General features: G+C 61.8%; 23 protein-coding genes. 15 read left to right on the forward strand and 8 right to left on the reverse strand.

Annotation, left to right across the window (positions count from 1 at the left end; translation table 11 throughout):
- Positions 1-1,017 (forward strand): dipeptide epimerase, encoded by a 1,017-nt coding sequence (locus A985_RS0102925; protein WP_017231935.1) that lies wholly within the window; start codon positions 1-3, stop codon positions 1,015-1,017.
- Positions 1,004-2,716 (forward strand): serine hydrolase, encoded by a 1,713-nt coding sequence (locus tag A985_RS0102930; protein WP_157211333.1) that lies wholly within the window; start codon positions 1,004-1,006, stop codon positions 2,714-2,716. The genes A985_RS0102925 and A985_RS0102930 overlap by 14 nt, the downstream gene beginning before the upstream one ends.
- Positions 2,717-2,793: 77 nt before the next feature.
- Here A985_RS0102930 and A985_RS0102935 read toward each other — a convergent pair whose 3' ends face one another.
- Positions 2,794-4,425 carry a serine hydrolase gene (locus A985_RS0102935; protein ID WP_017231937.1) on the reverse strand — a complete coding sequence of 544 codons (1,632 nt, stop codon included), beginning with the start codon at positions 4,423-4,425 and terminating at the stop codon, positions 2,794-2,796.
- A 30-nt stretch (positions 4,426-4,455) separates the two neighbouring features.
- The gene (locus A985_RS0102940) at positions 4,456-6,585 is read right to left on the reverse strand and encodes a TonB-dependent receptor (protein ID WP_017231938.1); all 2,130 of its coding nucleotides are present in this window, start codon (positions 6,583-6,585) and stop codon (positions 4,456-4,458) included.
- Between the two features lie 516 nt (positions 6,586-7,101).
- On the opposite strand from A985_RS0102940, the gene A985_RS0102945 reads away from it, so the two are divergent.
- Together A985_RS0102945 and A985_RS0102950 are read left to right on the forward strand one after the other, a co-directional pair.
- The gene (locus A985_RS0102945; RefSeq protein ID WP_017231939.1) at positions 7,102-8,133 is read left to right on the forward strand and encodes an ATP-binding protein; all 1,032 of its coding nucleotides are present in this window, start codon (positions 7,102-7,104) and stop codon (positions 8,131-8,133) included.
- Between the two features lie 124 nt (positions 8,134-8,257).
- Positions 8,258-9,715 carry a M81 family metallopeptidase gene (locus tag A985_RS0102950; protein WP_017231940.1) on the forward strand — a complete coding sequence of 486 codons (1,458 nt, stop codon included), beginning with the start codon at positions 8,258-8,260 and terminating at the stop codon, positions 9,713-9,715.
- A 177-nt stretch (positions 9,716-9,892) separates the two neighbouring features.
- Here the strand turns inward: A985_RS0102950 and A985_RS0102955 are convergent, their stop codons facing one another.
- Positions 9,893-11,125 (reverse strand): FAD-binding oxidoreductase, encoded by a 1,233-nt coding sequence (locus A985_RS0102955; RefSeq protein WP_017231941.1) that lies wholly within the window; start codon positions 11,123-11,125, stop codon positions 9,893-9,895.
- A 147-nt stretch (positions 11,126-11,272) separates the two neighbouring features.
- Complete coding sequence (locus tag A985_RS0102960) at positions 11,273-11,626, reverse strand: RidA family protein (protein WP_017231942.1); 354 nt, start codon at positions 11,624-11,626, stop codon at positions 11,273-11,275.
- 185 nt (positions 11,627-11,811) lie between these two features.
- Between A985_RS0102960 and A985_RS0102965 the strand changes: the two genes are divergently transcribed.
- Positions 11,812-12,468 (forward strand): helix-turn-helix domain-containing protein, encoded by a 657-nt coding sequence (locus A985_RS0102965; RefSeq protein WP_017231943.1) that lies wholly within the window; start codon positions 11,812-11,814, stop codon positions 12,466-12,468.
- Between the two features lie 232 nt (positions 12,469-12,700).
- Here A985_RS0102965 and A985_RS0102970 read toward each other — a convergent pair whose 3' ends face one another.
- The 3 genes from A985_RS0102970 to A985_RS0102980 all read right to left on the reverse strand — a co-directional run bounded on the left by A985_RS0102970 (position 12,701) and on the right by A985_RS0102980 (position 14,366).
- Positions 12,701-12,931 carry a hypothetical protein gene (locus A985_RS0102970; RefSeq protein WP_017231944.1) on the reverse strand — a complete coding sequence of 77 codons (231 nt, stop codon included), beginning with the start codon at positions 12,929-12,931 and terminating at the stop codon, positions 12,701-12,703.
- Between the two features lie 202 nt (positions 12,932-13,133).
- Positions 13,134-13,337, reverse strand: a complete 204-nt coding sequence (locus A985_RS0102975; RefSeq protein WP_017231945.1) for a cold-shock protein — start codon at positions 13,335-13,337, stop codon at positions 13,134-13,136.
- A gap of 318 nt (positions 13,338-13,655) precedes the next feature.
- On the reverse strand, positions 13,656-14,366 hold the full coding sequence (locus A985_RS0102980) for an IclR family transcriptional regulator (RefSeq protein ID WP_017231946.1): 711 nt from the start codon (positions 14,364-14,366) through the stop codon (positions 13,656-13,658).
- A 161-nt stretch (positions 14,367-14,527) separates the two neighbouring features.
- Between A985_RS0102980 and A985_RS0102985 the strand changes: the two genes are divergently transcribed.
- The 10 genes from A985_RS0102985 (at position 14,528) to A985_RS0103030 (ending at position 24,746) form a co-directional block, all read left to right on the forward strand.
- On the forward strand, positions 14,528-15,226 hold the full coding sequence (locus A985_RS0102985; RefSeq protein ID WP_017231947.1) for an RraA family protein: 699 nt from the start codon (positions 14,528-14,530) through the stop codon (positions 15,224-15,226).
- Positions 15,226-16,173, forward strand: a complete 948-nt coding sequence (locus A985_RS0102990) for an NAD(P)-dependent oxidoreductase (protein WP_017231948.1) — start codon at positions 15,226-15,228, stop codon at positions 16,171-16,173. Before A985_RS0102985 ends, A985_RS0102990 begins: the two co-directional genes overlap by 1 nt.
- Positions 16,174-16,196: 23 nt before the next feature.
- Positions 16,197-17,126, forward strand: coding sequence for an SMP-30/gluconolactonase/LRE family protein (locus A985_RS0102995; RefSeq protein ID WP_017231949.1), 930 nt, complete (start codon positions 16,197-16,199; stop codon positions 17,124-17,126).
- A gap of 77 nt (positions 17,127-17,203) precedes the next feature.
- Positions 17,204-18,622, forward strand: a complete 1,419-nt coding sequence (locus A985_RS0103000; protein WP_017231950.1) for an MFS transporter — start codon at positions 17,204-17,206, stop codon at positions 18,620-18,622.
- 13 nt (positions 18,623-18,635) lie between these two features.
- The gene (locus tag A985_RS0103005; RefSeq protein ID WP_017231951.1) at positions 18,636-19,682 is read left to right on the forward strand and encodes an amidohydrolase; all 1,047 of its coding nucleotides are present in this window, start codon (positions 18,636-18,638) and stop codon (positions 19,680-19,682) included.
- The gene (locus tag A985_RS0103010) at positions 19,679-20,959 is read left to right on the forward strand and encodes an MFS transporter (protein ID WP_017231952.1); all 1,281 of its coding nucleotides are present in this window, start codon (positions 19,679-19,681) and stop codon (positions 20,957-20,959) included. The genes A985_RS0103005 and A985_RS0103010 overlap by 4 nt, the downstream gene beginning before the upstream one ends.
- Positions 20,960-21,107: 148 nt before the next feature.
- A complete protein-coding gene (locus A985_RS0103015) occupies positions 21,108-22,433 on the forward strand; it encodes an MFS transporter (RefSeq protein WP_017231953.1) in 1,326 nt (441 codons plus the stop codon).
- A 118-nt stretch (positions 22,434-22,551) separates the two neighbouring features.
- Positions 22,552-22,701, forward strand: coding sequence for a hypothetical protein (locus tag A985_RS28400; RefSeq protein WP_017231954.1), 150 nt, complete (start codon positions 22,552-22,554; stop codon positions 22,699-22,701).
- Positions 22,702-22,964: 263 nt separating this feature from the next.
- Positions 22,965-23,975: an asparaginase gene (locus tag A985_RS23950; RefSeq protein ID WP_017231955.1), complete on the forward strand. Its 1,011-nt coding sequence runs from the start codon at positions 22,965-22,967 to the stop codon at positions 23,973-23,975.
- An 18-nt stretch (positions 23,976-23,993) separates the two neighbouring features.
- Complete coding sequence (locus A985_RS0103030; RefSeq protein ID WP_083902174.1) at positions 23,994-24,746, forward strand: GntR family transcriptional regulator; 753 nt, start codon at positions 23,994-23,996, stop codon at positions 24,744-24,746.
- 334 nt (positions 24,747-25,080) lie between these two features.
- On the opposite strand, the gene A985_RS0103035 is transcribed toward A985_RS0103030, so the two are convergent.
- A complete protein-coding gene (locus A985_RS0103035; protein ID WP_017231957.1) occupies positions 25,081-26,577 on the reverse strand; it encodes an acetyl-CoA hydrolase/transferase family protein in 1,497 nt (498 codons plus the stop codon).
- Between the last annotated feature and the right edge of the window lies 1 nt (position 26,578).

The following is a 26,578-nucleotide window of genomic DNA, read 5'->3' on the forward strand; positions in this document are numbered from 1 at the left end:
ATGACAATTCCCTGCACGCTTTCCGTTCTCATCGAACGGTGGCCGTTGGCCACCCCCTTTCACATCTCGGGTCACACCGTTGAAGCGGCCCGCGTTCTGGTCGTATCGTTGAGGTCCGGTCAGCACGAAGGTCGGGGAGAGGCCGCCGGCGTCTACTACCGGGCAGAAACGCCGGACAGTATGGCCGAGCAGCTTGCCGCCGTGCGTCCCGACATCGAGCGCGGCATCTCCCGGGAGGACCTCATCGAGCTGATGCCGGCAGGCGGTGCAAGAAATGCCGTCGATGCGGCGCTATGGTCTCTGGCCGCTCAGTGTTCCGGCATGACGGTCGCGCGATTGGCCGGACGCTCACGCCTGCGCCCGCTGCGGACCTCATTCACGGTCGGTGTGGATACAGCGCGAGCCATGGCCGAGGCGGCCCGCGGTTACGAGGGCGCCGTTGCATTGAAGATCAAACTGGACGGTAGCCCGCTCGACGCAGATCGACTCCTCGCGATTCGAGCGGCTTGCCCTGGCGTCGAACTGTCTGTCGACGCCAATCAGGGATGGACACAAGCCCACATGATGCAAATGCTGCCGGTCATGCAGCGAGTTGGCGTCGACCTGCTCGAACAACCCTTGCCGGTCGGCGAGGACGAATGCCTTGAATCGATGCAGTACCCGATTCGCATGGCCGCGGATGAATCGTTTCAGGATCTGGACGATCTTGCCACCGTCGCGCGCAGGTATGACGTTGTCAACGTCAAGCTCGACAAATGCGGTGGACTCACGCGAGCGCTTTCGCTGGTTACGCCCATTCGAGACCTCGGACTCTCGGTAATGGTTGGATGCATGCCCTGCACCTCGCTCGGCGTCGCCCCGGCCTACCTTCTGGGGCAGTTGTGTGACCGGGTCGATCTCGATGGGCCCTGCTTTCTGGCAGAAGATCGCACGCCCGCGTTCCAATACCGGAATGGGTATCTGCTAAGCCCCGATAGCCACTGGGGCCGCGAGGATGCGCAGCATGAGAAAAATTGATTCAGGCGGATATGCCGTGTCGACTCGGGAGCGATTTGACGGCGAAGCGCTGACGGCGCTGTTTGATCCGTTCAACCAAAGCGATGCGCCGGGCGTCGTCGTTGCCGCCGCGATTGACGGCGAGGTCGTGTTACGCCGTGCGTTCGGCATCGCGAACACGGGATTAGGGGTTGGATTGGATGTGCGAACCCGGCTGCGTATCGGATCGACGACCAAGCACATGACGTGCCTCGCCGCCTTGCTGCTCCAGGAAGCGAATGCGCTGGACATTGATGCACCGATCCGCCGCTATTTACCGGAACTGACAGGTATCGCTGGCGAGCCGTCCCTGCGCTCGCTCATGTTTCACACAAGCGGACAGCGTTGCGCGCTCGACATCTCGCTTCTCACCAACGGATTGGCGGCGCCGCAGGCCGGCTACATGCTTGACATTCAGCGCCGGCAGACAAGTGTCAACTTTCCAGCGGGCGAGCGGATGATGTACTGCAACGGCGGATATCACCTGATTTCGTTGGCGATTGAGCGTATCAGCGCGCAATCGTTCGCATCGTTCCTCGCTTCCGAAATCTTCGCACCGTTGGGCATGAACGATACGTTCTGCCTGTCCGACGATTTTCAGCTCCAAAGCCATATGGCCGCTAGCCACGTCAAAACCGGCGAACGATCTTACAACCGGGGAATATTTCCTTTGCGTGAGATTCTTGGCGAAGGCAGCGTCGTCTCGTGCGTGGACGACATGCTCAAATGGTGCGCCCATTTGCGCGGGGAAAAATTGGTGGGAAGCCGCGCCACTTGGGAAATGATGTTCTCGTCGCCAACGTTCTCCAGCGGCCTGCGCAGCGATTACATGATGGGATTGAAGCGCACGCAATATCGCGGGTGCGAACTGGTCCATCACGCAGGCGGTGTCGTCGGGGGAACATGCCAAATGCTGTGCGTTCCCGAGCACGGCGTCGATGTCGTTCTGCTTAGTAATGGAGCCGTCTCAGCGCCGACTACGCTCTCACTTCGCATACTGGATGTCTTGTTGGCCGACGAGATGAAGGGCGACGCCGCTCCGAAACCTGCCAGAATGGTTCCCGCACTCGGACGAGGCGGGACCTATCGCGAAGCGAGCGGGGACACCGTGTACGACATCACCGAGCGCGACGGAATCATGACGCTCAGCGGTCCGCTGGAACCGAGCGCTCCCACGCTATATGAACGCGATTCCACCGAAACCGATACGGGCGAATTTGCACTGGAGTCGAGCGGTGACGGCACATTCCTGTTCCACTGGGAACCCGCGATCGACCCGGACGAAGTAGGGCAGTTGTGCATCTCTCATTGCGGCCACGCGACACCCTATCGCCGCGTCGAGATGCCAGCGTCGGTGAGCATCGAGGACATCGACGTCCTAAGCGGCGCCTACGCCAGCGAAGAAGCAGATGCTCGCGCTACGCTACGCCGTTCGGAGGCGGGACAAGCTGTTCGCGGCGACGCTTGCGCGATCATGTCACTCGAGATCGTGGGCAGAGCGGGCAAATGCCATTACGACGTCTTTCCCGTGGACATCGATCTCTTCCGCTTTTCGCCACGAGGGCCGAACGCCATCACAGGGGGAACGATTTCTATCGTCAGGCGCCCAGGCACTCGGAATGTCGACGGATTTTCGATCAATACCCCCCGGACGCGAAACCTTCTATTCGCGAAATCCTGAGCGTAAGCGTCGCCCCGCCCGCCACGCATCGGCAGGCGGCGGGAACTCACGTTTAGAGTTCCCGCCGCACGGCGACGTTATCCGATACGAGAGAACTGCAGGGCCCGCGTGCGGGACGTGTAGAGGGAAAAAGCGGTAGCCTTGTCCTCGCGACGCTCAACAAGCGCAGTGCCCGAAGATAATGCCGAGGCATCGGCAGGCTCGAAGGTCCAGGCATCCCGGGTTAGCGGACTCAGGCGATAACGCGCACCTCCCGCAGCGCCACGAATGGACAGCGTCAGAAGCCCATCCTCAATCGAGACGACGGCATGCGCGTCGGCATCGTGGCTGAAGTATTGACCACAGAGCCCTTCCATCTCCAACCCAACCGGTGGGGCACCTTCATGGCGGCTCAGTGTGACGGCACATCCGCATTCGATGTAATCGATTGCCGTCACTTCGCCCGACGCCGCACGTGCATGGGGTATCACGCGAGTCTGCGCGCCTGCACCGTCTTCGATACAGTACCCACTCTCGAGCGCGATTAGCGGCTGAGGAGGATGTTGCTGGTTGTGCGTTACTGCGTGCAGACGCCCGTCCTGCTCAACGATATCCACCAACTGAAGGGGGGCGACGGACAGATACCTCCCGAGCAACCCGGGATTCTCCGAAGCCAGTTGCGCTACCGGTCGGGGCGACCCAAGCAATTCATCACCAAGGACGATATCCACAATCTCGGTCGCAAGCGCCGTGGGATCGACCGGTGCGCCGTTGCTCATCAGAATGATATCCAATGCGTGCGAGGGAACCGTCAGCATCTGGCATGTTCCGCCGAAAACGCCGCCCGCGTGATGAATGGTTTCGACATTACGATACCGTGAACGCATCAACCCCAGGGCGTAGACGCCGACTTCCCCGCTCGAATATTGAGGCATCGTCAGCATTTCACGCCACGTTTCGGGACTTCCCAGTTTGACCGGATGACGAAGATGGCCGGCCCACTTCAACATATCGTCGATCGTGGAAACGATACCGCCTTCGCCCAAGACATCGACGGTCGGAAACAACCCACGGATATACCCGCCAGCGCCGTCGGGAACATGCTGTGTGGCCATGCGCGGCCGGATTCGCAAGTCGTCGCTGACGGATTCGGTGTCGTTCATGCCCATGACGCGGAAGATCCGCTGCTCAAGAAACTGCTCGAACGACGTGCCGCTCACGCGCGCGATGATATGCGACAGCAGCTGATATCCACCGTTGCAATAGAGCATGCGCTCCCCGGGGGGGAAATTGACGTCTCGTTGCCGTAGCTCGACCGCCAGCGGCACGCCCGGCCCAATCATGGAAACGCCTTGCGTGATCACCGACAAATCCAGATAACAGCGATAGCCGCTGGTGTGCGTCATCAACTGGCGCAGCGTGGGTTCACCCGCCAACTCGGGCAGTTCCGGCATATACGTGCGAACACCCGCATCGATATCCAACTTGCCGTCCTCGGCAAGAAGCAGGGCGGCAAGGCAAGTGAAATGCTTGCTGGTCGAGCCAATCCGCATCCGGGTCGCCGGCGTGTTGGCGACGCCATGTTCGAGGCTCGTCATGCCGAACCCCTTGCGGTACAGTGCCCGTCCTTCACGGGCGACCCCGACCACGAGGCCCGGCGCGTCGCTCCGATTGAACCGCGCCAGATGCGCGTCGAGGCGAGCGTGCAAGTCTTTCTGCTGCAAAGTCATTTGAAGTTCTCCAATAGTCACTAACGCGTATCAGAACGGAACGGTGAGCACCGCGCCGATCGTGCGCGGCCGTTCCACGCTGACCAGTGCCGGCCCGCCAAGCGGCATCAACGCAGTCCCCGCGGCCAGAAGGGCGCGGCGGTCAAACAGATTGCGCACGTAGAAGTTCAGACTCGCCTTGCCGAAGTCGATCCCCGCCAGGAGGTCGGTCACTGCATAGCCAGGGAGCGGATAATCCGGCCGTCCGTTGCTGGTGCCGAACCCTGCGTGGCGACGGCCGACGAATCGTTGCGCAATACCCACGTATGAGGCATACGTGCCGAGCGAAAAGTGGTACGTCCCAGTTAGCGTGGCCGAGAACTTCGCGGAGTTCGGCAGGGGATCACCCGATTGCGTCCCGGTGGCAGCATTTCCCTGCGTCAACTTGGCGTCGATGTAGGAAAACCCCGCGCCAAAATCCCAATGCCGATCGGGACGGAAGCTACTTGCCAACTCGAACCCTTTGATGCGCGCGTCCCCCGCATTGATCACCTGATTGACACCTTCCAGAGCGCCAAGCTGCTGGATGTTTTTCCACTCGATGTCATAGGCGGTTGCAGACAACGAAAGCCGCTTATCGAACAAATCTGCCTTGTAGCCTGCCTCATAGGTCCAAAGCGTATCGGGCTGAAACGTCGCACTCCCATTGCCGGGGCGCCCCGTGATGGGACTGACGAGCAGCGCGTTCGGCCCGCCCGGTCGATAGCCGCTTGCCGCGCGGACGTAGACGTTGCTGTTATCGGTCAATCCATAGCTGGCGGTCAGCATGTAGGTCTTGCTGGTATCGGACGACGGTGCGGAAATCGATTGAGGCGGTCCGCCCAGAAGGCCCGATGTGCTTTGGTTGTAACTCTGTTGGTTGTGGGCGATGCGAATACCGCCCGTGAGCGCCAGACGCTGTGTCACGTGATAGGTCAGATCTCCATATGCGGCGTATTCGGTATAGGTGCTGGGCGCCGTCAGTGCAGAGAGCGAAGGCGTGGTCCCGTCGGCAAATGCACCCACAATGCCCTGATCCGCCTCACTGCGCTCTCGGGTAAAGAAAAGCCCCCCGAGCCATTCAAGACGGCGGTTCGCGGGTGACGTCATGCGAAATTCCTGCGTCACCTTGTTCGTTGTCGCCAGGTTCATCGCGACAACCGAGTTCAGATTGAGCCCTTGCGCGGCCAGCGCCGGCACGTAGACCACTGACAGATCCTGAGGCTGGTCTGTCTTCACCGACTGATACGATGTGATCGAGTTGAAGCGCGACCATCCGAAGTCGTACTCCAAGCCGAGCGAGTAAAGTTCGACGTTTTGATGGAACGGTTCCGGCGCATAAATTCGCGTTGTCAGATCGCCATCGACGGGTTGGCCGCTCTTGTCGTATGCAACGTAATTGGGGGCGTTTCGATTGATGTTTTGCGTGATCGCGCTCAGACGCACGGTGAACTGACTCGTCGGCGTCAAGAGCAACGACGCGCGCGCGCCGTAGGTATCGCCTCTGTCGATTCGGCTACCCGCCTGCGGTCCGATGGCATCGACGTAACCTGCGTCGTGTTGGCTGAAAGCCGAAACGCGCACGGCAGCCACATCGTTCTTGATGGGAATATTCAGAACCGCGCTGGCAGTATTGCCAATACCGCCGTGCTTGGTTGCCGACATTCCCGCGCTCGCCTGGCCGGAGAATTCCTCCGTATCCGGCTCGTTGGTGACGTACTTCAGCAATCCGCCCATCGCCCCTGCGCCGTATAGCGTGCCCTGCGGCCCACGCAGCACTTCGATGTGATTCAGATCGAGCAGGCTCATGTCCAGCGCGAACGTCGCGCCTTGCGAGAAGACCGTGCTCCCACCGAAGGCGACGTCATCGACATAGACACCCACGGTCGGACCGGTTTGCTCCCCGGTCGTCACGCCGCGCATGCTGATCTGTCCGGCGCCGCTTCCGCCTTGGGAATTGAGGTCCACCCCAGGTTCCGACGAAAGATAATCAGACATCGTTTTCGCGCCGCTCTTCTGCAATGCGTCAGCCGAAATGACATTGATCTGCATAGGCACTTCGCGCGCGGGTTCACGGCGACGTGTTGCGGTCACCACCACAGTGTTGAGTGTCGCGCCGTCTTTGCCTGACGCTGGCGTCATGGTTTGCGCGTTGCCGTTCGTTCCGGCATTAGTGTCAGCCGATGATTTGGCGCTCTCGGCCTCGGCACTCACCGCCGAAGCCGCACTGGGCAGTGCGACCGTTTGCGCATGTCCATAGGCTGACGCAAGCCCCAGCAGGGAACCCACCAACCAGGTGCCCCCGCTCGGCCTAAGCCTGAATCGGCGCATAGTGACTGCGGTTTGCCTGCGATGCTGTCTGATTGCCACTGTCGTCTCCTTCGAGATTTTCGCACGTCGGCCGTCACAATCGCCTTCGCGGTATGGATCGTGTAGCGAGGGATGTCCACGCTGATTCGAGTCTTAGCTCTGGCTTCAACGTTATTTGTGCGATATTTCTGGTTCATGTGGACTTTGTATCTCGCGTGAAACATAGACCCACCGGCCGTGGCTTTCCATTGCTGCACAATCCAGGTGAGCGGTGATCCCTCCCGGATGTTTCCGTCCTGAAACAATCTGTTGACGAAGCGGCTACATAGGCGCCGGATAATAGCGACCATGTTCGCGTTTTCTTTCACGGCACCCGCCGCAACCATCATGCAAAAGCCATCGTTCGATTCCGCGTTCTATCGGCTACTGTTTGTCATGCTCGTCATGGTGGCGCTGACACAGGCTGGCACCGCGATATTGATGTACACGGTGTACTCCGCAGCGGCGTTCAAGGCGCCCCCCGGCATGTCGACCGGACTGCAGTTGAGCATCGCCGCTGCCGTGCAGATTGTTCCGCTGCTCTTCTCTTCCTGGGTCGGTGCGCGAATGCTGTCGGTACCGTTCAAGTCGCTGGCCGCGGGGGCCGCAGCCTTGTCTCGCAATATGGACGCGCCACCGATCCCGGAAGCGGGCCCGATTGAAGCGCGGCAGGCGGCTCGTGTTTTCAACTCGATGCAGGCGGCCATACGGCGCCAGGTCAACGATCGCAATCGCTTCCTTGCCGCCGTCTCGCATGATCTGCGCACGCCGCTTACGCGAATGCGTCTGCGGCTACGGACGCTTGAGCCCTCGGAGTTCAGCGATCGATTGGTTGCCGATATCGACGAAATGACGCAGTTGCTCGACGCAACGCTCTCGTTTCTACGCAATGAGGCCGTGACCGAAGCGTTCAGTCCAATTGACATCGACGCGCTCATGGATGCCATCGCGGAAGACGCGATGGAGCGTGGGCAGAAGGTCTCCGTTCACGGGGCGATCGCGCCTATGCTTGCGCAGCCCTTGGCGTTGAAACGTTGCCTGACCAATCTGGTCGCCAATGCGATTCGCTATGGAAGCGAAGCGCATATTCAATTGGTCGATGGCGATGAGCAAGTGCAGATCAACATCGTCGATCGCGGGCCCGGCATCCCGGAACGAGATCTCGAACGGGTGCTGGAGCCGTTCTTTCGACTCGAACAATCCCGTAATCGGGAAACCGGTGGTACCGGACTCGGGCTGGCCATTGCAAACGATGTCGTCAAGCGACATGGAGGCACGTTGACATTGCTCAATGGCAGCGACGTTGGGCTGATTGCACGCGTCGTGTTGCCAAGGCGATAGCCGCGAGCGCTTCGCAGACAATGCACCCGCTTCTGTGTCAATGTGGATACACACTGCTCACAATCAGGCAACGAGGTCCAAATACAGTGTGAAGGACACGCTTCTTCACACATCTGGACTCACCATGAAGATTTTCGCGGCACAACTCGCTACAGAAACCAACACCTTCGCGCCGTGCCCCACCGGGTGGGGGGGATTTCAGGAAAATGGGATTTTCCGGGGCGACGCCAGCATTCGCGCGCCGGAAGGCGTGGGCTATCTGATGGCGGAACTTCGGCGACTCGCCCGTTCGGACGGAAACGAAATCGCCGAAGGGCTCAGCGCCGAGGCGCAGCCGTCGGGCCCCGTCATTCGAGAGGTCTATGAAACGCTGCGTGACGAGATCGTCGCCGGTGTGCGCGCAGCGCTACCGCTCGACGCTGTCGTCCTCATGCTCCACGGTGCCATGGTGGCGCAGAATCATGACGACTGCGAAGGCGACCTGCTCGCGTGCATTCGTGAAGTTGTCGGCCCCGAGGTACCGATTGCCGCGACGCTTGATCCGCATTGCCACTTCACTGAGCTGATGCAGTGCGCGGCCAACATTCTTATCGCCTATAAAGAGTATCCGCATACCGATGCGGTCGACCGATTGCGTGAAGTCTATCGACTTGTCACACAAGCCGCCGAGGGGGAGGTCACCCCGGTAACCGCCGTGCACGATTGCCGGATGGTGGGCGCTTGGCACACCACATCGGAACCCATGGCCGGCTTTGTGCGACGAATGCAGTCGTTCGAGGGGCGCGACGGCATTCTCTCCGTGTCGCTGGGCCATGGATTCCCCTGGGGCGATGTCCCCGAGGCCGGCGCAAAGCTTTGGGTGATTGCGGACGGTGACCCGGCGCGCGCCGGTGCGTTGGCGAAGCAACTCGGGAGTGAATTCTGGGCAATGCGACATGACGTCCAGCCCAAATGGTATGACCTGGATCAAGGGCTCGACGCCGCCTTGGCCGTCGGCCTCGGTCCGGTCGTCCTGGCAGATGTTGCCGACAACCCCGGTGGTGGCGCCCCTGGCGATAGCACCTTCATCCTTCGGCGAGTCGTCGAGCGATGCATTCCGGATGTTGCCCTGGGTTGCTTGTGGGATTTGGGGGCCATTCAAATCTGCGCGGACGCCGGCGTCGGCGCCACGCTGGATCTTCGCGTCGGTGGCAAATGCGGTGCCGCTTCAGGCGACCCCATTGACCTGCGCGTCACCGTTCGAGCCGTGCATGATACGCATTCCCAGAGCCTTGGCGGCATGTCGATTCCACTGGGCCGTTCGGTCTGGGTTGAAGGGCCAAACGGATTGGACATCGTGCTCGTTTCCGTACGAACCCAAGTCATTGGTGTGGACGCATTCACCGGCATAGGCGTTGCGATGGACGCGAAGCGACTTGTGATCGTGAAGTCGACACAGCACTTCCATGCCGAATTTGCCCCCCGGGCAAAAGCGATTCTTCACGTTGCAGCCCCTGGCGCACTGACCCCCGATTTCGCAAAACTCCCCTATCGACGCCGTAGCCTCGAGTACTGGCCTCGCGTCGAAAATCCGTTCGTCTGATCGGGTGGCGCCGCGACGCCACAGATCAATCCAATCGATCACGCGTAGGTTGACCCAATATTTTGCCGGGAATCGCCAAAACTCCGGCAAAGTTTGCCCTTCTTCTGGAAGGGCTTTTTTTCGACTGATGTGCCGCCTGGCGGCACATCTCGAGTGGGGCGGCGAAGCGATACCGAGTCAGAAGCGATCGGCACGAAATGGAGAAGGGTCGACCAACGTCGGCGCGCCAGTGAGCATCTCGGCAATCAGACGCCCGGTCACGGGGCCGAGCGTCAGACCGTGATGCGCGTGACCGAAGGCGAACCAAAGATCCCGATGCCGGGGGGCCGGGCCGATGATCGGCAGCATATCGGGCGTGCACGGTCGACAACCCATCCATGGCTCGGATTCAACCGCTTTTCCCAGCGGGAACAGCCGTCTCGCCAGAGGTTCAACGGCCGCAAGCTGAACGGGCGTCCGCGGTGCATCGCGTAACGCAAGTTCGACGCCCGTTGTCAGACGAATTCCCTGGTTCATCGGTGCCAGCAAAAAGCCGCTCTCGGCATCCAATACCGGTTGATTCAGTTTTGTACCGATGTCGGGCAGGAAGTGCCGGTGATAGCCGCGCTTGACCGCCAGCGGCAGCCGGTAACCCAGCGCACGCGTAATCGTGTCGGACCAAGGCCCCATGGCCACAACGGCGTGCCGACCTTCGATTTCCCCCTCGAGGGTCTGTACGCGCCAATGGGGCTTCAACGTGGTCGCATCACCGCGCATGATCTGCCCACCTATCGATGTGAAGTACTGCGCGTAGCGGGCAACCAATTCGCCGGGATCGCGAATCGAACTCGAAGCCGTATGGCGAATGGCGCCGATGAGCGTTGCCGAGAGCGACGGCTCATCCTTCTGAAGTTGCGCTGCATCGAGTCGCTCAAACGGTACGCCGTACTCACGTTGCCAGCGCTCGACATCGAGAAGCGCTGCGTCGAACGCATCACGCCGATGGAAGACCTTTAGCCACCCGCCTTCGCGTAGCAGATCATCCGCACCTGCACGTTTGATGAGTGCCTGGTGCTCGGTCAAGCAATGCTCGATCAGTGTGCTGTATTGACGGGCGATGCGGGCATGGCGTTGCGGCGCGGAGTGATGCCAATATCGTGCGAGAAATGGGGCGATGCTCGGCAGCGCCGACGGGTGATAGCGCACATCCGTGGATTGATTCCGCGCATAGTGAAGCAGCGTTCCGATGTCGCGAGGAAACGCGTACGGATACACGCCTTCACGCTGTATCAATCCGGCGTTGCCAAATGACGTTTCCCGACCGGGCGTGCTGCGGTCGACGAGCGCGGTCGAAAGGCCACGACTCTGCAAATGGATAGCCGTCGAGACGCCGACGATCCCGGCGCCGAGTACGAGAACATCGAATTTCATGATGGAGACACTGTCGTTATCCCATTGCTGTGGCTAGCCGCGTGGTCGCGTCGCAATGCCACAGTGGACGGTTTGAATAGGTCGACCGATTCGCAATGGCGTCGTGAACGCCAAATCGTGGATGTCGCCTGGCAAATGTCGCACGGCCTAGGCCAACGCCGTCACGGCAACTTCCACGTCGAAGCCGGCTCTCATCAACAGCGATTGAACACACGCGCGCGTTGGTGCATGTCCCTGCGGAATCCAGGCGTCCCATACGCGGTTGAATTCGTCAAAATAACGAGCATCGGAAAGCCAGATGTTCGCCGTCAGAAGACGTGTTTTGTCGATGCCCGCCTCGGCGAGTAGCCCATCGATTTGCGTCAAGACTTCGTTCGTCTGCTCGGGAATCGTGGCGTATTGCGTCATCGGCACTTGCCCGGCCAGATATACGACACCCCCCGCAATGACCACCTGACTCATGCGGACATTGGTATGCAAACGTGTGATTTCTTTGTTCATTTTTTGGGCTCGGAGAAGAATGACAATGCGTCGGTCAACGCAGACGCAAGGCGTCCGTGACTGTTCCGGTTATCATATATGAGAATTTAAGTTCTCGTATACGAGAAAATGTCAAAAAATCAACGCAATCGGTTTCATGTGTTCGGTTCGTATTGTCTGAACCGTACACGCTCAGTGAAAGTCCTATGACGCCATCTACACCAAAGAAGCCTGCGTCGTCAGGCAAGCAGAAGCGCGACGACGGCCAGGTCAGTCATGAAACGGTGGGCGCCCGGCTGCGAAGCGCGCGCAAGGAGAACGGGCTGACACTCAAGACGTTGAGCGAGCGCTCAGGCGTCGCTGTATCGACCATCTCAAAGGCGGAGCGCGGCGACATTGCGCTCACCTACGACAAGTTTGGCGCGCTTGCCCGTGCACTCGGCCTGGATTACTCGGCCATCTTCGGGCATGGCAACGCCGAACTCAGCGCAGGGATGAGTCCATCGTTCACTGAAGCGGGAAAGCAAACGATATACGAGACCCCCAACTATCGCTATGGCATGATCGCTTCCGACCTTGCCAATAAGCGCATGGTGCCGATGCGTGCACACATTCGCGCGCGCAAGCTGGAAGATTTTCCTGACTATATTCGCCACGCGGGCGAAGAGTTCGTGTTTGTTTTGTCAGGCAGTTTGTTGCTGCAGTTTGAAAATGGCAGCGAATTTCGGCTGGCGCCAGGCGATAGTCTTTATTTCGACAGTGGCGTGGGGCACGTCTATCTGAGCGAGCACGATGCTGGCGTCGACGCCATCGTCTGCTGTGTAGACATGCATGTTCCACCCGCAATGTCGCGCTCGCGATGAGGGTCGCCAGGGACTCGCCACCCGTTGTTGAATCGGACACGCCGGCCGGACTGAGCGAACCTTTTCCGGTGGATCTCCACGTTTTTGTGGACGCCTATCGTCGGGGGCCGATCATCTGGGACTTCTGAGTGCTCGGGTATCCAGGCGGTGAAACGAAGTCAGTGAGCCCGCGACGGTGGCGTCAAGGGCTTTTTGCTTTTTGACTCAATCCGCTGCGAAATCGAAATGCGGTCTAGCCGCGATTGTCGACCCAGTCGCGCGCCCACGTGGTGGCGTGTCCCAGCGCCTGCGTTTCGTTGTCGAAATAGTCGAGCGCGTAGAAATTGTACGAAACCGGATCGGCGTCCAGGGGGCCGCCTCTGACGAGCACGAGGTTGGCCGCAAACCAGCCGTCCGATAGTTGGTGCGCGGATGGGGAAATTGAGTAGCCGTTGTATTGGTGGTGATGTTCGATATTTTGCATTAGCGATTGTCGAGCGCACACATGGCATTCGCGCCATACAAGCAAGACAATTTGAAAGTTGGGGGGAGACGGATTGTGTCTAAACGACAAACGATGCGCGCGTTGAGGTGTGGCGATCGGATCGGGGGGAGCGTCGCTGCGCGAGGAAGCGCGCGCGTGAGGCAGACAAGCAAAGGGCCGGAAGACCGGCCCTTGAAATACGTTACAGCGGGGTGATATTCGAGGCTTGCATGCCCTTCGGGCCACGCTTCGTCTCGTAGCTTACCTTCTGGTTCTCCGCGAGCGTCTTGAATCCATCGCCGCGAACTTCCGAGAAGTGAGCGAAGAGATCATCGCCGCCAGCGTCAGGAGTAATGAAGCCAAAGCCCTTGCTATCGTTGAACCACTTAACAGTACCGGTATCCATATTGAATCCTTGAAATAAAAAAATACAGCTCCACCGCGGAGCGACAAAAACTTCAAGGAAGAGGAGAGGACAACGAGTACCGCGCAGACAAGGCGGAAAATGGTGATCAGCAATCGAGCTTCTTGAATATTTCGAGGCCCACAATACAGGGGCGGATCGGGAATGTCAAAGCATATCGTTATCCGCTCTCGCTATTGGGCAATACATTGTTTTGCGTAAGTCGTGCGCCAGAAAGGGGGGGGCGGGCATCCACCGGCACCACACACGCGCATTTGATTGCGCTGCCGGCGTCAACAAGGATCCCACGTCCCACCGCGCTCATACGCCGTAGAACCGCTCGCAAAACGCGGCACTCGCCCCGAGCTTCCGCGACAAATCGGCCGCGGCGCGCAATTGCGGGACCACCAGCTCGCCGGATTCATGCGCAGCATTCAGTCTCGAGGCCGGACCGGAGAGCGTGAGTGCCGCCATGAACTTGTCATCGGTACCGAACACCGGCGTCGCAAACGCCGCGGTATGCACGTCGCGCGCACCCGACGTGAAGATGGGGATCGTCGGCGGTTGCTCGTACAGCGGCTCGTTCAACCCCCAGAACCGAATGACCTGGCCGATGGCCGTGTCGTCCAGCGGCAGCGACGTGCCCGGAAGGCGCGTCTCGCGCAGCCCCTCGGACGGCTCAACCCGGAACAGGCAAAGCCGGTTGCCATTCTCGTGCACGTAGTACGATGCGCTTTCCTTCGCCAGCGCAGCCAGATCAAACAACACCGGCTCGACCACCGTCGACAGGTGAAACGATTGCTCGAACAGCTTGCCCAGATATAGCAGTCGATGGCCGAGCGCATAGTTGCCCGATGACGAGCGCACCACATAGCCCATTCGTTCAAGCGAGTTCATCAGTCGGTACACGGTCGTCTTGTGCATCCCGGTCGCCTGCGAAAGCGTACCGAGAGAATGCGATTCCGCACCCGGCTTGAAACAGTCGAGCAGCGATAGCGCTTTCTCGACTGCGGCGACCCCGTCGTTCCCCATCCCGTTCCCCTGTCAAATAGATGTCATTGTACATGGTACAGCGACAATTTACCCAGTAAAGGGGTAAACGCTAGTGCCGGTCATGCGTCGCCTGTCTTATAGTTATTTCACTCTGTACATTAGCTCTGTACATCGTACAGCGCATCATTTGAGGTCAAATTATGAGCACGACTCCCGCAGGCACTTCCATCCAACGAAACATCGAGCGCGTCTCGCCCGAACTTGTCGAGGCGGCAGCCAAGTATCAGGCCGCCATTCTTGCCGACGTCGCTGGCCGTCGCGGCACGGTGCACGGGCGGGTGAAACCGCTGTCCCCCAAGATGAAAGTCGCGGGTCCGGCCATTACTGTCGAAGTCCGCCAGGGCGATAATCTGGCTATCCATGCCGCGTTGGCGATCGCCCAGCCGGGCGACGTCATCGTGGTCGACGGCAAGGGCGACGTGAGCTGCGCGCTGCTGGGAGAAATCATGGCCACTCAGGCAAAGGCGACCGGCATCGCGGGCATCATCATCGACGCTGCCGTGCGCGACGCGCACGAACTTGCCAACGGCGACTACCCGATTTTCTCGGCAGGCCTGAATCCGTGCGGCCCGACCAAGAGCGTGGCCGGCCTGGTGAACTCGCCCATCTCGCTGGGCGGCACCGCGGTGAATCCTGGTGACCTCGTGGTCGGCGATGCCGATGGCGTCGTCGTCATTGCACGGCAGGACGTGGCGCGCATCATCGATCTGGCGCAAAAGAAGCTCGAAGCAGAAACGGCGCGCATCGACGGCATTCTGCGCGGCGAGCAGTTGCGTCCGGCGTGGGTCGAGAAGGAATTGCGGGCCGCCGGCATGCTGGCCGAAGGTGAGACGCTGTAATGACTGCCGTAACGCAAAAGCCGGTTCTGCTGGTCACCGCCGCTGACCTCGCCCCCGAAGCCATCGCCATGCTCGATGCCTTCGAGCTGATCTTCGCGGGCAAGCAGCCCACGGAAGACGACATCGTCGCCCTGTGTGAACACCACAAGCCCGTTGCCATCATCGTGCGCTACGGGAAGATCAACGCCCGGATCATGGACGCGGCAGCGAATCTGCGCGTGATCTCCAAGCACGGCAGCGGCATAGACGTCATCGACCAAGCGGCGGCAAAGGAGCGGGGTATCGCCGTGCTGGCCGCCGTCGGGGCGAACGCCGCCGCCGTCGCCGAGCATGCCTGGGCGCTCATCCTCGCTTGCGCCAAGGCGGTCCCCCATCTGGACGCTCGCCTGCGAGCTGGCCATTGGGACAAGGCCACGCACAAGTCGGTCGAACTGGAGGGCCGCACGCTCGGTCTCGTGGGCTTGGGGGCCATTGGGCGCAGGGTCGCCGCCGTGGGCTTGTCATTCGGGATGACGGTCGTGGCGTTCGACCCGTATGCGAAAGAGGCACCGCAAGGCGTCAAGCTCGTGTCGCTCGAGGCGCTGTATGCGGCGTCGGACGTCGTGTCGCTGCACTGTCCGCTCACCGCTGAGAACCGCCAGATGCTCAACCGCGAAACGCTCAGCTGCTTCAAGCCGGGTGCCATTCTCGTCAACACGGCGCGCGGTGGCCTCATCGACGAAGCGGCGCTCGCGCAGGCACTCGCCAGCGGGCAACTGCGTGCGGCGGGTCTCGATAGTTTCGATGTCGAGCCGATGACCATGCCCCATCTGTTCCAGGGCATTCCCAACGTCATCTTGTCCCCGCACATCGGCGGCGTGAGCGACGCGGCCTACGTGAACATGGGGAAGGGCGCTGCCGCCAACGTGCTTGCCGTCGTCAACGCACAGGCGCGCGACGCCGCCTAGCGTTCGAATCCGGAGGGCAGAGCATGTTCTTTCTCACAACACCCGAAGTGCGCGAAGCGGAAGTCTTCACGCGCATGCCGGTGCGGTTCCGCAAGCCCGATGTCCAGACCGACTGGGCGCTGGCGAATCGCGGCGGCATGGCCACCGACTCGTTCCTGGAAGGACCCGTCTGGGATCCGGCCGGCTACCTGTTCGTGACCGACATTCCGCACGGGCGCATTTTCCGTATTTCGTCCTCGGGCGAATGGGATCTCGTCGTGCAGTACGACGGTGAACCGAATGGGATGAAGCGTTTCGACGACGCGCATCTGCTCATCACCGACTATCGCAACGGCCTGATGCTGCTCGATATCGCGCGCGGTGAGGTTCGTCCGTACCTCGAGCGTCGCAATACCGAGCGCTTTCGCGGTGTGAATGATCTCACCTTCGATTCGCGCGGCAACCTGTACTTCACCGATCAGGGACAGACCGGCCTGCACGACCCCACGGGCCGCGTCTATCGCCTCTCGCCAGACGGCAAGCTGGACACGCTGCTGAGCCAGTGCCCGAGCCCCAACGGGCTGGTGCTCTCGCCGGACGAAAAGGTCCTCTTTGTCGCCATGACGCGGGGCAACTGCGTCTGGCGTGTGCCATTGCAGTCCGACGGCTCGGTCAGCAAGGTCGGCCAGTTCTTCACCTCTTACGGCCCCAGTGGGCCTGATGGCCTGACGGTCGACGTCAACGGGCGGCTCTTTATTGCGAATCCGGGCCTCGGTCGCGCATGGGGGCTCAACCACCGCGCCGAGCCGGAGGTCATACTCATCAGCCCGGAAGGGGCGTCGCTCACGAATCTGTGCTTCGGTGGCCCCGACATGCAAACGCTGTTCATGACGGAGTCGGTCACGGGCACCGTGCTGAAAGCCGAGATGACGATTCCCGGGCCGTTGCCCAAACAGGCGAAGACGAAGTCCTGACGTTTGATCACCGGGTGGTCTGCCCGGTGCCCCCTATATCGATATCGCACCATAAGTAGTGCGGTGGAGGAGCAAGCATGACCCTTTCGCAAACCATCACCGCCGCGCCCGCCGCCACCGGGTGCGACACGCCGCACAGTCAGCACTTCGCGAGCGACGAGTATGCCGCGAGCGAGCGAACGCTTGCCAAGGCGTTCTGGCGGATTCTGCCTTTCATCTTTCTCTGCTATGTCGTGAGCTACCTCGACAGAACCAACGTCGGCTTCGCCGCGTTAACGATGAACAAGGATCTGGGGCTGACCGCAGAACAGTTTGGCCTTGGCGCAGGGTTGTTCTTCATCGGGTATTTCCTCTTCGAAATCCCCAGCAATCTCATCATGCAGAAGGTCGGCGCGCGCGTGTGGATCGCGCGCATCATGATTACCTGGGGCTTGTTCTCGATGGCCACGGCCTTCGTCGTCGGCCCCAAGAGCTTCGCGGCCGCGCGCTTTCTTCTCGGCCTCGCCGAAGCGGGCTTCACGCCCGGCATTTATCTCTATTTCACGCACTGGTTCCCGGGGAAATGGCGCGCGAAGGTCACCGCCGCGTTCCTCGTCGGCATTCCCGTCGCGAACATGATCGGCTCGCCAATTTCGGGGGCGTTGCTGCAACTGGGCGGCCTGCACGGTCTGCGCAGTTGGCAATGGCTGCTGCTCATGGAAGGCCTGCCAGCGGTGGTCCTCGGTGTGGTTTGCCTCTTCGTGCTGGCCGACCGGCCGGCGAAAGCGAAGTGGCTGACGCAGGCCGAGCGAACGCTCCTGGAGCGGCGCATCGCGCACGAGCAGCGCGACATCGGGACCAAGCATGGCAGCAGCCTGCGTGACGCCATGACGAACTGGCGAGTCTACGTGCTGGCGTTCATCAACTTCTGCGGCATCGTGGGGTCGCTGGGTGTCGGCCTCTGGATGCCGCAGATCATCAAGCAGTTTGGCGTTGCGCACTCGGTGGTGGGCTGGCTGACCGCGATTCCGTACGCCATCGGTGCGGTCGTCATGATCGTGTGGGCGCGCGTCGCGAATCGTGCGAAGCACCGCATTCCGTATGTCGCTGGCGCCCTGGGCGTCGCGGCGGTGGCGCTTTGCATCAGCACGTTCGTCGACGCGCCGGTGCTCAAGCTGATTGCGCTGAGCTTTACCGTGAGCGGCATTCTCGCGTTCCAGGCGACTTACTGGGCCATTCCGTCTGGCTTCCTCACAGGACGCGCCGCCGCCGGTGGCCTCGCGCTGATCGTCTCGGTCGGCAATCTCGGTGGGTTTGTCGGACCCTCGATGATCGGTGCGCTCAAGCAGTTCTCGGGCGGCTTCACCGCACCGTTGATTGCTGTGTCGGCCTTCTTGCTGGTGGGCGCACTGACCACGGCATGGCTGGCCGACCCCGGGGCGAACGCAGGCGAAGCGGTGTCCGATCCCGGACACGATCCGGTCGACGCCGCAAACGGCATGCGCTCGAACGGCTGACGGGGACCGCGCCATGCAAATTGTCCATGCGCCTCACCTGACGGTTCGCGAAGCGTGGCTGGCCTTGCGCGAAGAAGCCGCGCTCGAACCGGCGCTGCCCATCGTCGACGCGCATCACCATCTCTGGGACCGTCAAACCGGGCGGTATCTCGCCGATGAATTCGGCAAGGATGTCGCGAGCGGGCACCGCATTGTGTCGACGGTCTATGTCCAGTGTCGATCGATGCTCCGACGCGATGGTCCGGAGCCGATGAAACCGCTCGGAGAAGTCGAGTTCGCCAACGGTGTCGCGGCCATGTTCGCCAGTGGGGCTTACGGGCCGACGAGGGTCTGCCAGGCCATCGTCGGGGGCGCGGACCTGACGCTGGGGTGGGATCTGGAGGGCGTACTCGAGGCCATGCTGCAGGTGTCCGGGGGCAGGCTGCGCGGGATTCGCAATCCGCTCGCGTGGCACGAGAGTCCTGCGGTCAGTTCCAGTCCCGTCACGCCGCCGCGCGACCTCATGGAAAACCCGGCGTTTCAGCAGGGCGTGCGAACCCTCGCGAAGTACGGCCTGTCGCTCGATGCCTGGGTTTATCACACGCAACTCGATCAGCTGTATGCGCTGGCGCTGAGTGCACCGGAGGTGACTGTCGTCATCGATCACTTTGGCGGCCCCCTGGGCGTCGGGCCTCACGCCAACACCGCAGAGGACGTTTGGGCGCGCTGGACGCGCGGGCTGGCGCGACTGGCCAGTCTGCCGAACACCGTGATCAAGTTGGGTGGTGCGGGCCTGAGCGTGTTCGGTTTCGGGTTTGCCGCAAACGAATTGCCCCCGTCGTCCGACATGCTCGCCGCCGCATGGCGGCCGTATTTCGACACCTGCCTCGACCTCTTCGGTGCGAACCGCTGCCTGTTCGAGAGCAATTTCCCCGTCGACAAGGGGATGTTCAGCTACGGCGTTCTGTGGAATGCCTTCAAAAGATTGGCGAGTGCGATGTCGGCCGATGAAAAGGCGGCGCTGTTCAGCCGCACGGCCGCGTCAGTTTATCGCTTGGATATGTCAGGAGACAAAGAATGAATACTAGTGCAAGCCTCTCCGAGGCAAGCCTCACCGATACGGGACACGGGAGCGGCTACAAGGCGATCACCAAGGGCGAATGGCGCTCGCTCTCGCTGGCTGGCCTGGGATGGACGTTCGAGAGCTACGACTCGTTCCTGCTCTCGCTTTTGCTGCCGACGCTGGCCCTTCAGTTTGGATTGAGCAAGGCGCAGCTCGGCCTGTTCACCAGCATCACGGCGGCCGGGCAGATCGTCGGCGGCATTCTCTTCGGCTACGTCTCCGATCGCTTGGGCCGCGTGCGCACGGCGCTGCTGTGCATTGGCATCTACTCACTGTTTTCCGGCTTGCTGGCGTTCGCGCCCAACGAGCATTGGTTTGCGACGCTGCGCTTTTTCGGGGCGTTGGGCATGGGCGGGACATGGACTGCCGGCGCAGCCCTCATTGCAGAGACCTGGCATGCGAGCCGTCGCGGCAAGGGTGGGGCGCTTATGCAGATGGGGCTGCCCATCGGCGCCATTCTCGCGATTGCGATTTCCGGCATCGTGAGCGCCGCGTACGGCGGTCTTGTCGACAGCGGTTGGCGTCTGCTTTTCCTGATTGGCGCGCTGCCGTTCTTCATCCTCTTCTGGGTGGCACGCAAGACGCCTGAGTCGCCCATCTGGCTCGAGCGGCGGCAGGCGAGCGCAACGCCCGCGAGCGGCACCCAGGCGGGCGACGAGAAGCTCAACGTTCGCGGTCTTCTGCTCGCGTTCACGTTCATCTTCTTCCTGCAATACCTCTACTGGGGTGTGTTCACCTGGACGCCGACATTCCTCGTCACGGTGAAACACATCGACTTCGTGCATAGCTTGAAGTTTGTGCTCGCGCTTCAGTTCGGCGCCATCACGGGGTTCCTGCTGTTCTCGGCCTTTGTCGACCGCCTTGGTCGCCGTCCGATGTTCCTGGCCTATCTGCTGGTGGGCGCGGGGGCTGTGCTCGTGTACATCCTGTCGTCGAACGCGATGCTGCTCATGGCGGCGATATTCCTCACGGGGTTCAGCGTCAACGGGATTTTTGCCGGCGCCGGGCCGTTCCTCGCAGAAATCATCGGAAACACCGCGAAGCGCGGTTTCTTCATGGGACTCGCCTACAACGGCGGACGACTTGGTGGCTTCATCGCACCGCTGGTCATCGGCGCGCTAGCGTCGACGTCGGGCGGCTTTGTCCTTGGGCTGTCCACGACGATCGTCGCCTTCATCGCCGCTGCGATTGTCGTCTTCTTCGCGCCGGAAACCCGCGGAACGACGCTTTCATAGCGGCGTCGGACGCGCCAGGCGTGGGGACACCCATCGCGGCGATGGCTGCCGTATGGGACACCGTACTGGCCGCCGCGGGCGTGTCCGCTATCGCCACGCAACGACTCAGACAATAGCGCTCCGGTGCACAATAAATTGGGAGACAACGATGCAACTCACGGGTGTTAGGGAGCAATCCGCCATCGAGCGCGAGACCGTACGGAAGGTCGTGTGGCGTCTCGTCCCGTTCTTGATGGTGTGTTACCTGCTCGCCTTCATCGACCGAGGCAACGTCGGCATGGCCTCGCTCCAGATGAATCACGATCTTGGCATGTCGGCGCGCGTGTTCGGATTCGGTAGCAGCCTGTTCTTCATCTCCTACTTCTTCTGTGAAGTGCCGAGCAATCTCGCGCTTCAGAAGTATGGCGCGCGACTCTGGATCGCTCGCATCATGATCACGTGGGGCATTGTGTCGGCGGCGATGGCGTTGGTGCACAACGCGACGAGTTTCTACGTTCTTCGATTCCTGCTGGGTGCGGCCGAAGCCGGCTTCTTCCCGGGGGTCCTGCTGTACCTCTCGTACTGGATTCCGGCGTCGTATCGCGCGCGTATCGTGGCAACGTTCATGGTGGCCATTCCGGCAGCAAGTTTCATCGGTTCGCCGATTTCCGCGCTACTGCTTCAGATGGACGGTATCGCCGGTCTGCGCGGTTGGCACTGGCTCTTTATTCTCGAGGGTGTGCCCACGATCCTGCTGGGCATTGCCTGCCTGTTCCTCCTGGCCAACAAGCCGAAAGACGCGAAATGGCTAAATGAGGACGAGCGGACATGGCTCGCGAGCACGCTCGCCGCCGAGCACAAGGCGCCAAAGAAGGTCTTGTCGATGCCGTTGACGAAGCTCTTCCGCAACCGTTACGTGCTGTGCCTGGCACTCGTCGACACCTGTGCCTCGGCGGCGGGCAGCACGTTGTCCGTCTGGCAGCCGCAGTTGCTGAAATCGTTCGGCCTCACCGTCATGCAGACCGGCCTGCTGAACTCCGTGCCTTACGCGCTCTCATCCGTGCTGATGGTGTATTGGGGCCGCCGTTCGGACCGGCTCGGCGAACGCCGTTGGCATACGGTCGTGCCGATGCTGCTGATCGGTCTCGGGTTGTTTGGCACTTCGTTGAGCGGAACGCTGGTGCCGACGCTCGGTATGCTCTGCGCGGTGTTGGTCGGTGCGTACTCGTTCAAAGGCCCGTTCTGGGCACTGGCGACCGACATGCTTTCGAACAGTGCGGTTGCGGCCGGTCTTGCCACCGTCAACGCCATCGCCAACCTGCTTGGCGGCGGATTGATGGTGAATGTCTACGGATGGGTGAAGGCCGCGACGGGCAGCTATTCGCTCGCGCTGATGCCGCTCGCCGTGTTGACCCTCATCAGCGTGACGACGCTGCTGTTGCTGACGCGCAAGGGCGATGAAACACAACTGACCGGAAAGGCCGAGGTGGCTTGAGCCTGACGCACGGACATCGGCGTTATCGGTTCGCGTGACGGAGCAGTCCCCGTCACGCGCGGGCTTGCGAGACAGGTCACGGGTAGAATGACGACACATCATTCGGAGATACCCCCCAATGCGCAAGCTCTCCTTTCTGCTCGTCGCTACCACGGTCCTGCTGGCAAGTTGCGCCGTCTATCTTCCTGACGATGGCGGTTATGGCGGGCGTGGCGGCCCGGGGAATGGCTTCTGTCCGCCGGGACAGGCGAAGAAGGGCAACTGCTAAATGGCGTGAAGCGCCCGCCCCCGCATCGGTGGGCGAGCGCTTCACGTCGAATCAGGCCGATGCGTCCTGGCATCGCGCCGCCCCCCTTCCGGTCCAGCCCTTGACCGCACCGGCACAGCATCGCCAACACGCGCCCACCGCAGTCGCCACCGCAGTCGCGACAAACATCAACGAATAGCCGTATCTGGCTGACAGCATGCCGACGAGTGTCGATTATATATAATGCATAATGCATATCGACTGAAATCAGATACCGATCCCCGATGCCCAATTCGCTTCCCGTGGTTGCCGTCGCCTCGCTTGGCGGCACGATCAGCATGACCCCCTCAGACGCCGCCGGTGGCGTCGTCCCCACGCTTGACGCCGCGCAACTGGCCCGCTCGGTGCCCGGATTGTCCGACGTGGCGATGATCACGACGGCATCGCTTCGACAACTGCCGAGCGCGTCGCTGCGCTATGACGACCTGATGGAGGCGCTCGCCTGGGCCGAGCAACAGGTCGCGGCAGGGGCAGTGGGCGTCGTGCTTACGCAGGGCACCGACACGCTCGAGGAAACGGCCTTCCTGCTGGATTTGTTCTGGACACTGCCCGCGCCGCTGATTCTCACGGGGGCGATGCGCGCGCCGCAGGCCGCAGGCGCGGACGGTCCTGCGAATCTGCTGGCGGCCGTCAGGGTAGCGGTGCATCCCGAGAGCGTCGAACGCGGCGTGCTCGTCGTGATGAACGACACGGCGCATTACGCGCGGTGGGTCAGCAAGGGCGATTCGCTCGCGGTGCAGGCGTTTGTGTCGCGCGACGGCGGCGTCGCCGCACGTCTCGTCGAAGGCGGCCCAGCGTTCTTTCATGCACGCCAGGCGCGCCCGCACGCCCTTACGCGACCCATGCGTGCGTGGCCGAAGGTCGCGCTGGTGGCAGCCGTGCTGGGCGATGACGGCGAACTGGCGGAGCTGGCGGTGAAGGGCGGCTACGAGGCCGTCGTGATTGCCGGGCAGGGCGCGGGACACGTCTCCTTTGGATTCGCGCAGCGCATCGGTGCGCTGGCCGAGCAAGTGCCGGTGGTGGTCGCCAGTCGCGCGGCGAGCGGGCCGACGGCGTGTGAAACCTATGGGTATGTCGGTGCTGAAATCGACCTGGTTCGGCGCGGCGCGCACATGGCCGGTTGGCTCTCGGCGCTCAAGGCCCGGCTTCTGGTGGCGGCGCTCATCGCGTCGGGCGTTGCGCCCGGCGCCGTTGGGGAAGCGCTGGCTAACTGGAGTACACTCGCGCGTCGATAATCCACACACGGCACTCCTTTGAAAAGCACGCCTTCTGCATCGGCCAGCGTGTCCGGCACACCGAGCCTATCGAGCGCATCGAGCGCATCGAGCGTCTCCGGCACGTCAGGCCGTCGCCGGCTCACGGCCTACCAATATGCCATCGAGACGTTGCGTGCCGAGATTCTGCAAGGCAAGTTGAAGGCGGGCGACCGGCTTCGGCAGGACGATCTCGCGCGCCGTCTGGAGATGTCGACGACGCCCGTGCGCGAAGCGCTGCGCACGCTGGTGTCCGAGGGGCTCGTGTTTTTCGACGTTCACCGTGGTGCCGTGGTACGCGGTCTTACGATCGACGACGTCAACGAGCTGTACCGTCTGCGCAAAACGCTCGAACCGATGATGGTCGAGCAAGCGATGGCCACGCTTCGGGAGGGGGACATCGCCAACGCCCAGGCGCTGCACACCGAGATGCTCGCGACGTCGGACGTCGCCAAATGGACCGAACTGAACCAGGCGTTTCACGCGGCGCTATGGGCGTCGCAGGACAACTCCCGACTGGCGCACCTGATCAAGACCCTGCGCGATGCGTCGGGCCCCTACATTGCGTTGTCGCTCCATATGCGTCCCGCGCATGTCGACGTGAGCAATGGGGAACACCAGACGATGCTCGACGAGTACCGCGCCCGCGACGTGGATGCGGCCCGGCGGCACATGCAATCACACCTCGACGCCACGCTGCGCATCATCGTCGAGGCCATCGAGCAGACTGAGGCCGAGGCGGCCAGCGAGTGACGGTCGCCGGTGGGACCTTCATGTGACGAAAGTGGCGACGCCGCGGAGAATTACCCACCCGCTGGATCGTTGAAGCAATGGCCGCTGCTTCTCGTTTCGATAACGACGCCACGCGCACACATATAAAAAGCGGCTCGCCTGCGCACGCCGGCGAGCCGCGAATGCCTGAACGCCCGCATCGGCGTTCGGCCCACAGGACCGCATGCGTCCCATGTTCTTCCCCGGCGTCGACAATGCGCGTCGGCGCCATCGCAATGGTTGAGCCCGTCGCATCCATCGCAACGGTCGTCGCATCCGGTCGCCCGCCCGTCGGCGTTGGCGACCGTCGGCGATGTCATCTGCCCGCCAGCATCGAGCCACGCTCGCGCAAGTTGACGTGCATGTCGAACGCGTGTTCCAGCGCGTGCGGCGTCTGCCCGCCATAGCGCAGGGCGTCGCGATAGTAGTCGCGCAACACTTCTCGGTAGCTCGGGTGCGCGCAATGATCGATCACCAGGTTCACGCGCTCGCGCGGGGCGAGCGTGCGCAGATCGGCCAGGCCTTGCTCCGTCACGAGGATGTCCACGTCGTGCTCGTTGTGGTCGACGTGCGGCACCATCGGCACGATGCTCGAGATCTTTCCGTCCTTTGCAATCGACTTGGTGGCGAAGATCGCCATGCGGGCGTTGCGAGCGAAGTCGCCCGAGCCGCCGATGCCGTTCATCATGTGCGTGCCACCGACGTGCGTGGAATTCACGTTGCCGTAAATGTCCGCTTCGAGCGCGGTGTTGAGTGCGATCAACCCCAGCCGTCGAATGACTTCAGGATGGTTGCTGACCTCCTGCGGACGCAGCACGAGCTTGTCGCGATAGCGCTCGAGATGCTTGAAAACACGATCCTGCACGGCTTGCGACACCGTGATCGACGACCCCGACGCGAACACCATCTTGCCCGCATCCATGAGTTCGAACGTCGAGTCCTGCAGCACCTCGGAGTACATCGTGAGGTTCTCGAACGGCGAGTCGATGAAGCCCGTGAGCACCGCATTGGCAATGGTGCCGATGCCCGACTGAATCGCAGGCAGCGTGCGCGGCAGGCGGCCGCGCGAGACTTCGTGCTGGAAAAATTCGATGAGGTGGCCGGCGATGTTCTGCGTGTCCGCATCGGGCGGCAGCGCGTTGGAGGCGCTGTCCGGCGTGTCGGTGATAACGATGGCGGCGATCTTCTCCGGCGCAATCTTCACCACGTTCGTGCCGACGCGATCGCGCACGTCGACGATGGGCAACGGTGCGCGATGCGGACGCTGACCCGGAATCCAGATGTCGTGCATGCCTTCGAAGGCGAGCGGCTGCGCGAGGTTGATCTCGACAATCACCTTGTCCGCGAGGATCGCAAAGCTCGCCGAATTGCCGACCGACGAACTCGGCACGAGCCCGCCGTCTTCCGTGATGGCGACCGCCTCGATCACGGCCACGTCGAGCGCGCCGAACTGTCCGGTGCGCAGGAATTCGACAGTCTCCGACAAATGCTGATCGACGAACATCACGTCGCCGCGATTGATCGCGCCGCGCAGCGTCGTGTCGACCTGGAACGGCAGACGCTTCGCCAGCACGCCCGCTTCGGTCAGCGTCTTGTCGGAATCGTGTCCGAGCGACGCCCCCGTGATCAGCGTGATCTTCATCGGGTGGGCCTTGGCCCGCTTGGCCAGCGCGATGGGCATGTCCTTGGCGTCGCCGGCGCGGGTGAACCCGCTCATGCCGACCACCATGCCGTCTCGCACCAACATTGCCGCTTCGTCGGCACTCATCACCCGGTCGCGCAGCGACGCCAGGCGGATGCGGTCTTCAAACATC

Source organism: Pandoraea sp. B-6 (assembly GCF_000282835.1).
Taxonomy (GTDB): domain Bacteria; phylum Pseudomonadota; class Gammaproteobacteria; order Burkholderiales; family Burkholderiaceae; genus Pandoraea; species Pandoraea cepalis.